The following is a 15,611-nucleotide window of genomic DNA, read 5'->3' on the forward strand; positions in this document are numbered from 1 at the left end:
GATTTAAAATTATTTCATTCCAAGTTGATTCTTCAACTTACTAAGCTCATCTTCTGCTTTGTTTTCTGAAACATCCGCAGCCTTATTTATTTCATCATCTATAGACTTAGATGTATTAGCTATCTCCCCATAAGCTTCTGCAAGAGCTTCCTCTTGGGCAACTTTTTCTTTCATTCTTTCTAACATCGAAACAGTTCCTGTACTGTCCAATTCGGCCATTTGCTTATTAAGATTTTTAGTCGCATTGCTAACTTTTACCCTTGCATTAAGAGTTTTTAACTCATTTTCCCACTTACCTATATTAGATTTTATAGCTTGGATATTTTTTTGAAGTTGAGCCACATTATTATCAAACTTCTCGGACTCTTGCGTAGCTTGTAATATCTGCTTATCTACTACTTCTTTTTGTAAAAGTGCTTCCTTTGCTAATCTGTCTGCTTCATTAGCATCCATTTGACCAGCTTGTGCCTTTTTAAGAATTAAAATAGCCTTATTCTGATAATCATCTGCTTTATTCTGATATTCTTCTTTATCATTTTTAGCACGTATAGCTAACGCCTTCACCTTAGCCATAGCCTCAAGACTCTTTTCAAGATCTAATTTCATATCCCTAATTCCTTGTTCGGTCATCTTTATAGGATCCTCCATTTTATCTATGGCAGCATTAGTTTCTGCTTCGCCAATTTTAAATAATCGTTTAAATATATTCATGATTTTCTCTTTTTTAGTATTTTGAAAATTCTATAATTTTATCTGAGTACTCACTCATTAATAAACTCAACGAGTTTAAAGCAGCTTCAAGCTCATTAAGATCCATATTTTCAACTTGTAAAGTATCCCTAAAGATTACTTTATTTCCTGATTCGTCTAGCGCAAATGCTCCATGTATAATATCTCTGTTTTTTTGCAGTAAATTCTTAAAAACTGCCTCAGACTGATTATTTATCTTGAAAAGGTATTGCTCCATTATTAATATAGGTGGAGCTACACCAACAATAAGATTTCGAATACCAGAGTTTTCCTTTTGGATAACCAAAACGCCTTCTTCAGGGTTTTCATGTGTAATATTGAAGTCTAACTCAAGTAGAAAATCCCGAGTTATGTTAAAATGGTTTTTCATAGATTATAGTTAGGTTAATGTTTAAATTTTTCGATGTTAATATTACAAAAAAATATTAACAAGCTTATTAAAGAAGACTCATAAGTTCCCCTATAAATATTATAAATATCACAATCATACTTTATCATCTTTTAATTATTAATTCTTTTTTAATTATAAACAAATGCTGCATTTGAGAACAAAACCACAATGAATGTCATTTTTTTTGCTAATTTTGTTAGACTAATTTACAATAAATCTTCTTAATTGCAAATATAATTAGCAAAATATGTCATTATTTGGAAAAAATATTAGAAAAATAAGAAGTTTAAAATCGATGAGCCAGCAGGCATTTGCAGACTTATTTGACCTAAAAAGAGGCACTCTAGGAGCTTATGAAGAAGGACGTAGCGAACCTAAAATAGATACTATTATTAAGATTGCTAATTATTTTAGCATTCCAATAGATCACTTGCTAACAAAAGAATTAACCGTAAACGAGCTTTTAAAATTTCGTGGAGGTGTTGAACGTTACAATACGGAAATATCGAATCAATTATTTTTTAAAAGAATTCCCTGTATCCCTTCAGAAAGAATTAAAGAGTATTCTGAAAATTTTAATAACACTGATTATATTGAGAATATTCCCTATGTATTATTGCCAATCACAGAAGGATCTGAAATGAGAAGCTTTATAATTAACAACCTAGAAATGAGTAAAAACAATAAAGGTTTTTACCCTAAAGATGTTGTTATTGGTAGTAAAGTAGATAATTTATCTCCAGAAATAATACAAGATGGAAAATTATATATAACCGTCTTAAAAGAAGAAGTTATATTTAGAAGAATCTTCATTTCAAACACTAAAATCACCCTAAGAGCAGATCATCCAGGAGTTGAAGACATCATTCTAAAACTTACTGATATTAAAGAGCTCTGGAGAGTAGACTATGTTTTTTATCACCGAACATTAGAAAACAACACCGATTTAGAGGATAAAATAATGAAATTAGAAGAGCAATTTAAACAATTAAAATCTGAATTATAATTTACTTCTATAAACCCCAGAAATAATAATACTAAATCGGGAGATAAAAGTTAACTATAAGCCAAATATATATTTTGTTTAACTTTTAACATAACTATATTGAACATTTTGTAATTTTACTATTATAAAATTAATAGTTATGGCAAAGAAGCAAACAACACCAGATAGATTGATCACATATTATATGGATTTTGTTCTTGAAAATGGGAAGAAACCAACATCTGTTTATGCATTTACAAAGCTCCATAATTTAAAAGAAGAAGATTTTTACAAATTTTATGCAAGTTTAGAAGTGCTTGAGAAAGAGATTTTTAAAGCTTTTTTTGACAACACCTTTCTACTTTTAGACAAAAATGAAGAATACCATACTTACAATCCTAAAAACAAGTTATTAAGTTTCTATTTCTCTTTTTTCGAGTTACTTACTGCTAATCGAAGCTATGTAGTTCAAACACTCAAAGGAAAAGAAAGTAATTTAAAATCCTTGAGTGTTTTACAACATCTTAGAACTGCTTTTATATCCTATATTAAGCAACTTCAAATAGAAGTTCCAAAAATTGAAAATAAATCAGTTTCAAAGTTTCAAAACAAATCTTTTGAAGAAGCTGCATGGATCCAATTATTGCTAACCTTAAAATTCTGGCTAGACGATACTTCTCCTTCCTTTGAAAAGACAGATATATTCATTGAAAAATCACTACAAGCAGGTTTTGACCTTATCGATATCAAACCTTTTCAAAACATCTTAGATTTTGGGAAATTTATAATTAAAGAACGAACAAACTTTACCGTATGAAAACATTAGATAAAATCCCAACGGGAAAAATACAACGTGCGGGAAAGTTTCTTCAAACAGGAGCTAAGGTCGGAGCTAATTATATAAAATACTACGGTGATAAAATTGTGACTTCAGAAGAGGCTGCTAGAGGGAGATTGAATAAAAATAATGCAGAAGATATTTATGACGGACTAAAAAGTTTAAAAGGAAGTGCCTTAAAAGTTGCTCAAATGTTGAGCATGGAGAAAAGTATTTTACCACGAGATTATGTAGAAAAATTCTCGTTGGCCCAGTTTTCTGTTCCTCCGCTATCTCCTCCTCTTGTTATTAAAACATTCAAAAAATATTTTGGAAGACACCCTGAAGATATTTTTGATACTTTTAATGCTACTTCTGTAAATGCAGCAAGCATTGGTCAAGTTCATATCGCGGAAAAAAATGGTAAGAAATATGCTATCAAAATTCAATATCCAGGCGTTGCAGAAAGCATTGCTACAGATTTAGCTTTGGTGAAGCCAATTGCCATTAAAATGTTTAACATAAAAGGGAAGGATTCTGATAAATACTTTAAAGAGGTTGAACATAAACTTATTGAAGAGACCAACTACTTACTAGAGGTAAAACAGAGCAAGGATATTGCTATGTCTTGCAACCATATTCCTAATTTACTATTCCCAAAATACTATGAAGATTTATCTTCAGAACGTATTATCACAATGGATTATATGAAAGGCAAACATATGTCTGAATTCACAAAAGATAATAAAGACGAAAAGGTTGCTAATACGATTGGTCAAGCTTTATGGGATTTTTACATGTATCAAATTCATAAACTAAAAAAGGTCCATGCAGATCCACACCCTGGCAATTTTTTAATCAGTGATGAAGCTAAACTAATTGCTTTGGACTTCGGATGTATGAAAGAGGTTCCTGAGGACTTTTATATTCCTTATTTTGAACTAGCTGAAAAGGACACTATCAATAATCCAAAAATATTTGAAGATAAATTATATGAATTAGAGATTTTAAAACCCGAAGATACAACAGAAGAAAAGGTTTTCTTTAAAGCGCTTTTTCATGAGATGTTAAGCATTTTTACGAAACCATTTCACAATGAAGTTTTTGATTTCTCTGATGCAGGATTCTTTCAAAGTATTGCCCAATTAGGTGAAAAATATAATAACGATTCCCAATTACGGAAAATGAATGGAAATAGAGGTTCTAAACACTTCATCTATATCAACCGTACTTTCTTTGGACTATATAATTTAATGTTCGACTTAAAAGCCAAAGACATTAAAATAAACAACTTTACTAACTACTAATCGGATTATAAATATGACGGACAGAGAAATAGATAGAATTATAGAAATGGCGTGGGAAGACCGAACTCCTTTCGACGCTATTTCTTATCAATTTGGTTATAGCGAAAAAGATGTAATCGAATTAATGCGAAAAGAATTGAAACGTAGCAGCTTTAAAATGTGGCGTGCACGTGTCCAAGGCCGCTCTACAAAACACTTAAAAAAGAGAAATTTTGAAGAAGGCCGTTTTAAATGTAGTAGGCAAAAACAAATAACCCAAAATAAAATCTCAAAAAGATAACTATCTTCTTTATTTAAATATTCAGAAATTTTTCACCAAAACATGATTTTTAAAATTAATCAACTTTAATAACACCAATCTCTGCTATTGTAGTTGTATTACCTTCTCCTGTTGTTTTATTCGCTATCAATTTAATATAGTTTGCTTCTACTGGATTGAAATTTATCTGCTGCTTAATTCTATTATTCTGTATATTCCCAAATTCTCCTTTATAGACTTCCTTCCATTTCTTTCCATGTTCACTTACTGAAAAAGTGTAATCGGTAATTAAACCATTTGGAAATCTAGCTTGCATAGGAGTATAAGTGAAACCTTTAATTATAATTTTCTCTCCAAGATTAATTGTTACCGACTGAATCTCATTTGGCTTTTTTTCTGAACTAAAATAAGTAGCTGGATCGTTATCGATAAATTTAGTAGCCTCTTCCATTTTTCCAGAAGTCACACTAAAAACTTCCCACTTCTTTTTGGCGTATTCTAACATTACCTTTTTCACCTCTGTCTGCTCATTCGTATCTGTATTTACCGCTATTACATTTAACTCTTTTGCCTCTTGAACAACAAATGGTTTTTCATATTTTATTGAATTTTTTGTTGGTGTAGACCCATCAAGGGTATAAAATATCGATATATTTTCATCAGGAACATGCATTGTTATAACCCCCTCTTTATTTTGCTTTATGGTCGGAAGCACTAACAAGTTTGGAGCTTTATACAATTCTACATTAGAAAGTGTAATTGCTCCTTTTGCCTTTTGAATGGAAACTCTTAATTTTGAAATAGTTTGCGTATCAAACCTTAATATTCGCTTATATCCAATAGTAGTTTCTGTTACAATCGTTTCCCAGTCGTTATCTTTAAGAACTTCAACAGTGAAGTTTTGCACCCTTTGCCCTAATGGAATATACTCCTGAAGCACTATTCTATTTATTGCCGTTGGTTCAGAAAAAGAGAATATTACATTTGCTTCTGTAATCTCATTATCTGTTGCCCAATAAGTGGTTTTATTATCATCTATTAATAACTCTGGTCTAAAGTTATCATCATTACCTCTATAATTAGACGCTACAACTTTGGTATTTAAAGCCAAGTTTTCTGCAAAATCTTTATCTAACTGTTTTCTTAATGCGATAAGCTGTTGTTCATCCAACTCATGCACCAATCCGCGTTTGTCTACGGGGAGATTTAATAAAAAGGAAGCGTTTCTTCCCACTGATTTATAATAAATATCTATTAACTCCTCTAGTGTTTTCACCTGATGATCTTCTGATGCATGGTAATACCAACCTGGTCTTATAGAAACGTCTGCCTCGGCTGGAAGCCAATGAGTACCATCTTCATGCCCACCACGCAATTCTTTATATCGTGGCCACCCAGGATAAATTTCATCCCTACGCATAATACTCCAATTAGTCGCATTTGCTTTGCCGTCTTCGTTTCCTACCCAACGTACATCTGGTCCACCATCACTGAAAATAACGGCATTGGGCTGTAACTCTCTTACTATAGCAACTGCCTTATCCCATTCGTAATAAGTTTTGTTATCAATCTTTCGGGTTTCATTAGCCCCTCCATAATATCCTGATCCTCCATTGGCACCATCAAACCAAACTTCAAAAATATCACCATAATTAGTTAATAACTCCCTGAGTTGCTCATGAAATATCTCTACATACTCTGGATTTCCATAATGTTCATTATTACGATCCCAAGGAGATAAGTATACTCCAAACTTCAGTCCTCCTTCTTTACATGCTTCCGATAATTCTTTTATAAGATCTCCTTTTCCATTTTTATATGGAGCATTTTTTATAGAATGTTCTGTGGTTTCGGTTGGCCAAAGACAAAAACCATCATGGTGTTTTGCTGTTATTATAATCCCTTTCATACCAGCTTCCTTCGCTACACTCACCCATTGATTAACGTCTAAATCTGTAGGATTAAAAGACTTAGGACTTTCCCCTCCTAAACCCCACTCCATATCAGTAAACGTATTCATATTAAAATGAATAAAAGCGTAATATTCCAATTCTTGCCATGCCAACTGACGTTCAGAAGGAATTGGCCCAACGGCTTGTGGAGGAGTTACCTCTTGCTTACATGAATATACAACAGTTGCTATAATAGCTAATATTAAAGTTTTGATGGTAGGTTTCATAATATGGTTTTATAAAGTCTCGGCTGGATATGATACTTCTTTTTGTGTTTTCTTATTTATAGGTAATTGCGCATTACTTTCTTTTAGGTATTCAGAAAGTTCTTTTGCAAGCTCTTTTACCTTTTCTGGCTTTGCTGAAGCTAAGTTATTTTCTTCTCCTATATCTTCAGTAATATTATATAATTCAAAATGTTCATCTCTATAAAAATAAATCAATTTCCAATCCCCTTTTCTAATCATACTTGCAGTGCCTATTCCAGGTCCATCAACACCCCATCTATTTGGGTAATGCCAAAACAAAGGTCTATCCTGCTTTTTTATTTCATTATCCTTTAAAATTGAAACGAAACTCTCTCCATCAACTTCTTGAATAGTTTTAGGGGCATTTATTCCAACCATATCTAAAATAGTAGGAAAGAAGTCTTCAATTATTAAATATTGATTTGTTTGTGACCCAGCTGTTGTTACTCCTGGCCATTTAACGAGCATAGGCTCTCGAATTCCTCCTTCATACATAGATCCCTTTCCGCTAGCTAAAGGTTTATTATGGGTGTTCAATTCTCCACCTCTAGCATGTGCACTGAGTCCTCCATTATCTGACATAAATAAAATGATTGTATTTTCATCTAAATTATTTTGTTCTAAAAAATCCATTATATCTCCTAAGCTTTTATCCATTCCCTCCAACATCGAGGCATATTTAGCTTCTGTTTCATCCAAACCATCATCCAAATATTTATGTATAAATCGATCATCCCCATAAATAGGAATATGAACAGCATAATGTGCCATATACAAGAAAAAAGGCTCATTCTTTACACTATCTAAAGCTATTAATGCTTCTTTTGTTAGCGCTTCAGTTAAGAAAACATCTTTACCGTAATATTTTTCAAGCCCAGGAACATCATTTAAATGTTTGCGCTTATCGTTATTTCCATAATCTTCTGTACCCAAATAACTATGAGGCGACCCTGCTGCATGTCCAGCTATATTTACGTCAAAACCTAAGTTCAAAGGATTTTCTCCTGGAGTGTCAATGGCACCAAAATGTGCTTTTCCAACTTGTATCGTATTATACCCATTATCTTTAAGAATTTGCGGTAATGGAGTTGCTTGTACTGTTCTTTCTACTCCTGATACTTGAGAGAGTCCGTTTACATTCCACTTAGGAAAGTCTAAAACATCATCTTTTTTATCAGTAGGTGAATTTTTTACTAATGTCCAATTTGTAACACGATGCTTAGCTGCATTCATTCCTGTTATAAAGCTAATTCGAGTAGGAGAACAAACTGGTGTAGCATAGGCTTGAGTGAACTTCATCCCTTCTTTTGCCAGCCGCTCCATATTTGGAGTATTGTAACGATCGTTAAAAGGTGTTTTCTTATCCCAAAAAGGAACTGATGTGTCTTGCCACCCCATATCATCTACAAGGAAGACCACTATATTTGGCTTAGCAGGTTCTTTCTCTTCTACTTTTTCACTCTTGTTCTCTTTGCATGAGATGAATAAACTACAAGCTAAAACTACAATCAATCTATAATACATACTCTTTATTTTATCGAATTCAAACTTGCATTCAGCCAAATTTGTTTTCCTTTAGGCAATTCGATTTCTTTTTTCAAATCTTTATATTTAACACTTACTGTTTTGCTAGTTTTAGAGAGCAAACCTACCTGCTGCATTTCTCCTTCTGCCCACTTTATAGCAACCTCAACATCACCTCTAGCAACTAAGCCACTTATTTCACCTGTCTTCCAGTTATTAGGCAGCGTTGGTAATAACCTTATAAAGCCTTCATGAGATTGCAATAATAACTCTGCAACTCCTGCGGTATAACCAAAATTTCCATCTATTTGAAACGGTGGGTGTTCGTTAAATAAATTATTAGCTGTTGACTTTTCAAATAATTTATTAATATTCTCTTCAGCACTTTTATTATCAAATAAACGCGCATTAAAACTAATCATCCATGCTCTACTCCATCCAGTTCCTGCTCCTCCATATTTTAATCTGTAATCAATTGTTTCTTTAGCAGCTTTAAAAGCTTCAGGAGTAGCACTTGTAATCACAGTTCCTGGATACAATGCGTATAAATGAGACATATGTCTGTGTCCTTTTTCAAGCTCTTCATATGGTTTATTCCATTCTAAAATTCTACCATCTTCTCCAATTACAACCCCTGGACTCAATTTTTCTCTTTTCTTTTTTATTTCTGAAATAAAACTATCGTTAATTCCTAAAACTTCAGCACTAGCAAGGGTATTGTCAAAAACCTCAGCAATTATTTGATGCCCCATTGCTGCTCCTTTAACTATTGCTGCAGACTCACCGTCTTCAGCAATATAAGAATTCTCTGGTGACGTCTCAGGGTAAGAAATCCACTTTTTAGTAGTTTTATCCCATTGTAACCAATCTAAATAAAAAGCAGCAGCTTCTTTTAAGTATGGGTAAGCCATTTCACGAAGAAATTCTTTGTCCTCTGTAAATTGATAATATTCCCAATAATGTTGAGCTAACCAACCTCCTCCGTGAATCCAAGCTCCCCAATAAGGTGTTTTGGCCCTCATGAATGCTGGTGCCCATAAATCTGTGGTGCTATGAGCTACCATTCCATTTAATCCATATTGAGATTTTGCAGTAAGCTTACCGCGTTCTAAAACTTTATTTCCAAATTCGAATAATGGTAATTCACATTCACTTAAATTAGTAACCGTTGCTGGCCAATAATTCATTTGCACGTTAATATTCAAATGGTAATCTGCATTCCAAGGAGCTTTAATATGATCATTCCATAATCCTTGGAGATTCGCAGGGTTAGCTCCTTCTCTAGAAGAGGAAATTAAAAGATAACGACCATATTGAAACAGTTTTGTCTGTAAATCTAAATCTGGAGTTCCTTCTTTATAGTTTTTTAAACGCTTATCTGTAGGCTGAGCGTTTAATTCGCTATTTCCTAAACTAAAATCAACTCTGTTATACAACTTTTGAAAATCCTTTTTATGTTCTGACAACAGGCTCTTGAAACTCTTACTAGAAGCTTTTTTAATAACATTTTGAACAACACTTTCAAAATTTTCATGGTAATAAGAAGTTGCAGTTGCTAGATATAAGGTGATTTCTTTTGCTCCTCTTACCTGTAAATTGTTTCCTTCTGATTTAATATTCCCTGTTTTGCTAACTGCTTTTAATAAGGTTTGAAAATGAACTCCATCCTCTATAGGGTGCGGTGTTTCATTAAACATTCCTCCTAACTGCGTTACCTTTCCATTCATTTTCATTTCTGTATCCGAAGGAGCAGTAACAACAACTGTTTCCGTTTCTTCATCTTTAGGTCTAGACATTTCTATATCGAAATTCATCCCTTTAGGATTGGTAGTTTTCAAATGAACAACTAATATATCATCTGGATTAGAAGAGAATACACTTTCTGTATATGTTTCACCATTAATTTTATATGAAACTTCTGCTAATGCGTCCGAAAAACTCAAGCTTCGTTTGTAATCGGTAACCGATCCTTCCCTTTTAAAATGCAAGAATAAATCTCCTGCTGTTTGATGAGATCTTACAATACTTTTATACGAAAACTTATCTATAATAAATTTATCTGCTTCATGTACTTTTCCGTCATCGATTAACTTTCTGAGTGTTTTTAAATCTTCTGGAGTTCCTTTTGCATTGTCTAGATTTGCACTTCCGGGCCACATCGAATCTTCATTTAACTGGATTCTTTCCGTTTCAACTCCTCCAAAAACCATTGCCCCCAATCTTCCATTCCCTACCGGTAACGCCTCTATCCATTTGCTAGCAGGTTGCCCATACCATAAATCTGGAGTTCCGTTTTCTTCTGACTTATCTTGAGCTGTCAAAAAAATTGGCAGACTTAAAAATGAACACAATACAACTTTAATAATTCCTTTCATTATATGATTTATTAATCTATTTTTTCAAACCAAAGCCAATTAAAATCTACTTCACTATTGGCTGCATCAAAAGTTGCAGAAATAGTATAGAAGCCTGGCTTTTCAACTTCTATATTTCCTATTGATGAAAATAAATACCGATCTATTCCCCATTGCTGATTAGGCTCTCCTATCGTTTTACCAGTTGGCACGAACTTATATTGCAAAGGCTGATTATTAACCTTAACATCGACTTTTGCCTTAGATTCTTCTTGTAAGTTATATGAAACATCTAACCTATAGTCTCCTGGAGTATCAATATATACTTTCCAACTATACTCTTGTATCCCTTTTATTCTTGCATGAGGCGGAATTGTTCCGAATCTCTCAGCTTCTACAAAACTAGAATTCCCTTTAGAAGCTAAAGCATTTTCTGATTTTAATGAAAATCCACCGTCATCACTAATTGCCACCAAATCTTTTTCAACTTCAGGCTTTTTATTAAACTCCATCACTACAACAGAAACAAAATTATCAGGCGCTTTTCTAGGTAAGTCTATATTTGTAAACACCTCATCATGCTTAAATTCTAATGCCTTTCTTTGTTTATCCGATAGTAAGTATATTTTTTGCGGAGCCTCTTTTATCCCTGTAACAGGTAACTTACTATTTAGTGGCCAATTATAAACATGTAAATATATTTTATAGCTTCCCCCTTTTTCTTCTTTTGCTGTTATTTGTCCCCAATTATGAAGATTTGCTTTTAAATCGAAAGCACCACTGCCGTAAATAGAAGCTCCATTTACATCCAACCAAGCTCCAATATCTCTAAGTCGAGAAGTAATTTCAAAAGGAATATCTCCATTTGCTCGCGGACCAATATTTAACATTAGGTTTCCGTTGAGACTTATATTTCCTATGATATTTTTTAAAAGTGAGGTTGTTGACTTCCATTGATTTTCTAATCGGTTGTACCCCCAAGAATGTGCAACGGTAGCCGGAGTCTGCCAAGGATACTCTAATTTAGTTTCCCCTAACTGATTATCGCCTAATGTTCTATAATCTACATCAGGATCTTCTTCTATAGAAAGTCCCAAACGAGAATTAATGAGGCAATCTGGTTGCAACTTTCTAATCAATTCTTTGAGTTGAAGCAATTGCTTTTTTGTAACTACAGTTTCAGAATGATTAATCCACATATCGAACCATAACATCCCAATATCTCCATAATTAGTTAGCAATTCTGTAATCTGAGGAATTACTTTTTGCTGCCAATAAATATCAAAATCTTCTGAATTAAAGTCTTCCAATTCTTTGGCATGATCCCAAGCATTAGGATCTTCCCAATCTATCCAATGTGAATAATATAAACCTAATTTTAAACCGTGCTTTTTACAAGCCTCTGCCAATTCTTTTACAATATCTCTTTTATTATTTGTATAGTTGCCAATATCGTAAGTGGTTACTTTACTATCCCAAAGAGCAAATCCGTCATGATGTTTTGCTGTTAGGGTTACATACTTCATCCCTGCTTCTTTAGCGGCTATTATCCATTTTTCAGGATCTATATCTTCCCAACTAAATCGGTCTAAAAGTTTTACATATTCATCCTTAGGAATCTGATTTCTATATTGAATCCATTCAGCATAATCATTATCATTACGCAATTTCTCTCCTTTCCAAACTCCCTCTGCTCCAGTATAAATTCCCCAATGAATAAACATTCCGAAGCGATCTTCTACAAACCATTCTGTTCTTTTTGAAGTATTTTCTTGAGCGACTGCTTGGTATTGCAAAAACAATACAAATAAGACAACGCTATATCTTAATCCCCTACTTAGTTTTTCCATTCTCAATCTTAAAAGTCCATGCATATTTCTCCCCTAATTCATTTAATGCTTTTAAAGGTACGCTTATCATAAGTTTTTCGTCTTTGTAAGACCAATCAAGATTTTCTTTGATTCCTAATATATAAATATTACTACCGTCTTCAGGGTGGATTGCATCTAAGGTAAATGTCTCCTCAGGCTTCTTAAAAGTCGTTGCATATAATGTAGATGCATTTTTCTTTTTCGTGATTCTAATCGCATCTCCTTGTTTATAATTTTCTCCAACGCTTTCGGTATTATAAACAGCCTCTCCATTTATTCCCAACCAATCTCCAATATCTTTAAGTCTTTTTATGCTTGCTTCAGGAATTACGCCTTTTGCATCTGGACCAACATTAAGAAGGTAATTTCCTCCTTTTGAAGCTGCATCTACCAAATTAAAAATTAAAGTTTCAGAGGTTTTCCAATTATGATCATTTGTTTTGTATCCCCATGTATCATTCATAGTCATACAAGACTCCCAGTCTAAAGTGGAAGTTCCGTCTAAAATCTCTTGCTCTGGAGTTCCAAAATCTCCTGCATATTTCATCTTACCATCATTCATCCCTTGCATTCCTTTTCTACCTTTATCAACACGATTATTTATAAGAATACTAGGCTTTAAACTTCTCACATATTGATATAAATCTAGCCCTTGTTCGTGCGTGAATTCTGGCGTCCATTCTCCATCGAACCATAAAATAGCAGGGTCGTATTTTGTAATAAGTTCTTTAAGTTGTGGCTTCATATAGTTTTCATAATACGTATTGAAACGCTCCTCATTATTCTCATCTTTAGTACCTCCTTTTGCATAAGTATCTGCTTGAGCATCTGGGTGATGCCAATCTATTGTAGAATAATAAAGTCCGAATTTAATACCATCTTTTTTACAAGCATCAGATAAAGCCTTCAATATATCTTTCTTATACACTGAAGCGTCCATAATATCATAATCTGAAATCTCAGAATCCCACAATCCAAAACCATCATGGTGCTTTGAAGTAATCACCATATATTTCATTCCGGCATCCTTTAACGCAGACACCCATTGTGATGCATTAAATTCTACGGGATTAAATGAAGTCGCAAATTTCTCATATTCAGAAATAGGGATCGATTGCGTTTTCATGATCCATTCCCCAACGTTTTTAGTTTCTTTCCCTTTATAAATACCTGCTGGAACAGCATATGCTCCCCAATGAATAAACATCCCGAAACGCGCTTCTCTCCACCATTCCATTCGGTTATTAAAATCTACTTCGGATTCTTCTAAATAATCGATATTTGAGTTTTCGCTTGTAGCTACTGAAGGTGGTTCATGTGAAGCCGCTTTTGGACTTTCCTTACATGATAAAAAAGTAATTAGTAAAAGAATTATTAAATAACGATTCATAATTAAAGGTTTTGGTTGGTTATATTATTTATTAATCTTCTGTTTACAATTAGTTTTACACAGAATAAATATAGAGGTTATAATCTATAAAAATCAATTGCATTTTTACTCATCACTTTATCTAAATCTTCTTCAGTATAAAAACTTTTTATAACATCTAGAACTTCAGCATATGTAGCTGCTACTAAACAGACTGGCCAATCTGACCCAAACATAATTCTATCGGATCCAAAAGACTGAGTTACTTCTTCTAAAAAAGGAATAAATTCACTTTTATTCCACTTATATCCCTTGGTTTCCGTAACCATTCCAGATACTTTACAGTATACATTTTCATTTTGAGCTAACAGCCGAATAGCATCTTTCCATTCTTTTTCTATTCCATTAGAAATTTCAGGCTTTGCTATATGATCTAAGACAAAAGGTTGGTCTGGAAACTTATCAACCATTTTTATAGTGTCTGAAAGCTGATTTTTACTGATTAAAATATCGTATGTTAATCCGTATTTTTTTAAAGCTCCTATTCCCTTCTGAAAGTCTTCCCTCAATTGAAAATTATTGGATTCCGCTTGAACAATGTGGCGCACCCCTTTAAATTTAGAAAACTTAGAATAGTGTTCCAATCGCTCATCTACAGTACTACTTTTTAGATCTACCCAACCTACAACACCTTCTATAAAGCTATTTTTATCAGACAAATTCAATAAAAAATCTGTCTCCTCTTCGGATTGATCTGCTTGTACTGCAACACAACCATCAATTTTATTTTCCTTTAAAACAGGCAATAAATCTTCTGGCATAAAATCCTTACGAATAACCTTCATAGTATCATCAATCCAGCTATCTCTAACTGGATTGTACTTCCAAAAGTGCTGATGACTATCAATTTTCATAATAAAATTCTATTTATAAGCTTTCACAGATTGCTTAGAGCTTCCTAAACCATCAATTCCTAGTTCTACAGTATCCCCAGGATTTAAATAGCGAGGTGGTTTTAACCCTAATCCAACACCAAATGGCGTTCCTGTAGAAACAATATCTCCTGGTAACAAAGTCATAAACTGACTTATGTAACTAACTAAAGTAGGAATATCGAAAACAAAATCTGATGTATTACTATTCTGCATCATTTCTCCATTTAATTTCAACCAAAGGTTAAGACTATGGGGATCTTTTATTTCATCTTGAGTTGCAATATAAGGTCCTAACGGAGCAAAAGTGTCACAACTTTTTCCTTTAACCCATTGCCCTGATCTTTCTATTTGAAACTCACGCTCACTATAATCATTATGCAAAACATATCCTGCAACATGATCCATCGCATTTTCTTTAGACACATACGAAGCTTTCTTGCCAATTACAAAAGCTAGCTCTACCTCCCAGTCTGTCTTTTTACTATTTTTAGGAATTACCACATCATCATTAGGTCCAACGATTGCAGATGTCGCCTTAAAAAATAAAACAGGTTCCTTTGGAATATCCATACCACTTTCTGCTGCGTGTTTAGCATAATTAAGACCTACACAAACTAATTTTGAAGGTCTTACTGATGGTGCTCCAAGACGAACATCATTACTAACTTTCTCGCATGAATCAGCATTTGTTTCTAACCATTTCTTCAAACGATCTACTCCATCACTCCCAAAAAAAGACTCATTAAAATCTTCTCCAAAGGAAGATACATCAATACGGGTTCCATCTTCTAATTGAACCCCTGGTTTCTCACTGCCCTCTTTTCCGAATCGTATTAATTTCATGTTATA

At 33.4% G+C, this 15,611-nt stretch carries 13 protein-coding genes; 4 read left to right on the forward strand and 9 right to left on the reverse strand.

Features of this window, described 5'->3' with window-relative positions:
• Positions 1 to 9: 9 nt before the first annotated feature.
• Together JM658_RS12255 and JM658_RS12260 are read right to left on the reverse strand one after the other, a co-directional pair.
• Positions 10 to 711 carry a PspA/IM30 family protein gene (locus tag JM658_RS12255; RefSeq protein ID WP_236959561.1) on the reverse strand — a complete coding sequence of 234 codons (702 nt, stop codon included), beginning with the start codon at positions 709 to 711 and terminating at the stop codon, positions 10 to 12.
• A 13-nt stretch (positions 712 to 724) separates the two neighbouring features.
• Positions 725 to 1,120: a YbjN domain-containing protein gene (locus tag JM658_RS12260; RefSeq protein ID WP_236959562.1), complete on the reverse strand. Its 396-nt coding sequence runs from the start codon at positions 1,118 to 1,120 to the stop codon at positions 725 to 727.
• A gap of 268 nt (positions 1,121 to 1,388) precedes the next feature.
• Between JM658_RS12260 and JM658_RS12265 the strand changes: the two genes are divergently transcribed.
• From JM658_RS12265 to JM658_RS12280, 4 genes are all read left to right on the forward strand, one after another.
• On the forward strand, positions 1,389 to 2,147 hold the full coding sequence (locus tag JM658_RS12265; protein WP_236959563.1) for a helix-turn-helix domain-containing protein: 759 nt from the start codon (positions 1,389 to 1,391) through the stop codon (positions 2,145 to 2,147).
• Positions 2,148 to 2,286: 139 nt separating this feature from the next.
• The gene (locus JM658_RS12270) at positions 2,287 to 2,943 is read left to right on the forward strand and encodes a TetR family transcriptional regulator C-terminal domain-containing protein (protein ID WP_236959564.1); all 657 of its coding nucleotides are present in this window, start codon (positions 2,287 to 2,289) and stop codon (positions 2,941 to 2,943) included.
• A complete protein-coding gene (locus JM658_RS12275; RefSeq protein ID WP_236959565.1) occupies positions 2,940 to 4,250 on the forward strand; it encodes an ABC1 kinase family protein in 1,311 nt (436 codons plus the stop codon). The genes JM658_RS12270 and JM658_RS12275 overlap by 4 nt, the downstream gene beginning before the upstream one ends.
• Positions 4,251 to 4,263: 13 nt before the next feature.
• Entirely contained in the window at positions 4,264 to 4,530 is a 267-nt protein-coding gene (locus JM658_RS12280; protein ID WP_236959566.1) for a TIGR03643 family protein, read from the forward strand.
• Between the two features lie 55 nt (positions 4,531 to 4,585).
• On the opposite strand, the gene JM658_RS12285 is transcribed toward JM658_RS12280, so the two are convergent.
• The 7 genes from JM658_RS12285 to JM658_RS12315 form a co-directional block, all read right to left on the reverse strand.
• Positions 4,586 to 6,688, reverse strand: coding sequence for an alpha-L-fucosidase (locus JM658_RS12285; protein ID WP_236959567.1), 2,103 nt, complete (start codon positions 6,686 to 6,688; stop codon positions 4,586 to 4,588).
• A gap of 9 nt (positions 6,689 to 6,697) precedes the next feature.
• The gene (locus JM658_RS12290; RefSeq protein ID WP_236959568.1) at positions 6,698 to 8,233 is read right to left on the reverse strand and encodes a sulfatase; all 1,536 of its coding nucleotides are present in this window, start codon (positions 8,231 to 8,233) and stop codon (positions 6,698 to 6,700) included.
• Positions 8,234 to 8,238: 5 nt separating this feature from the next.
• Positions 8,239 to 10,608 carry a glycosyl hydrolase family 95 catalytic domain-containing protein gene (locus JM658_RS12295; RefSeq protein ID WP_236959569.1) on the reverse strand — a complete coding sequence of 790 codons (2,370 nt, stop codon included), beginning with the start codon at positions 10,606 to 10,608 and terminating at the stop codon, positions 8,239 to 8,241.
• An 11-nt stretch (positions 10,609 to 10,619) separates the two neighbouring features.
• Positions 10,620 to 12,437, reverse strand: coding sequence for an alpha-L-fucosidase (locus JM658_RS12300; protein WP_236959570.1), 1,818 nt, complete (start codon positions 12,435 to 12,437; stop codon positions 10,620 to 10,622).
• Positions 12,421 to 13,848: an alpha-L-fucosidase gene (locus JM658_RS12305; protein WP_236959571.1), complete on the reverse strand. Its 1,428-nt coding sequence runs from the start codon at positions 13,846 to 13,848 to the stop codon at positions 12,421 to 12,423. Before JM658_RS12305 ends, JM658_RS12300 begins: the two co-directional genes overlap by 17 nt.
• 77 nt (positions 13,849 to 13,925) lie before the next feature.
• Positions 13,926 to 14,741 (reverse strand): amidohydrolase family protein, encoded by an 816-nt coding sequence (locus tag JM658_RS12310; protein WP_236959572.1) that lies wholly within the window; start codon positions 14,739 to 14,741, stop codon positions 13,926 to 13,928.
• Positions 14,742 to 14,750: 9 nt separating this feature from the next.
• Positions 14,751 to 15,605 (reverse strand): fumarylacetoacetate hydrolase family protein, encoded by an 855-nt coding sequence (locus JM658_RS12315; protein WP_236959573.1) that lies wholly within the window; start codon positions 15,603 to 15,605, stop codon positions 14,751 to 14,753.
• Positions 15,606 to 15,611: the final 6 nt, after the last annotated feature.

Origin of the sequence: Joostella atrarenae, from assembly GCF_021764745.1 — a bacterium.
In the GTDB taxonomy this organism is placed as follows: Bacteria; Bacteroidota; Bacteroidia; order Flavobacteriales; family Flavobacteriaceae; genus Galbibacter; species Galbibacter atrarenae.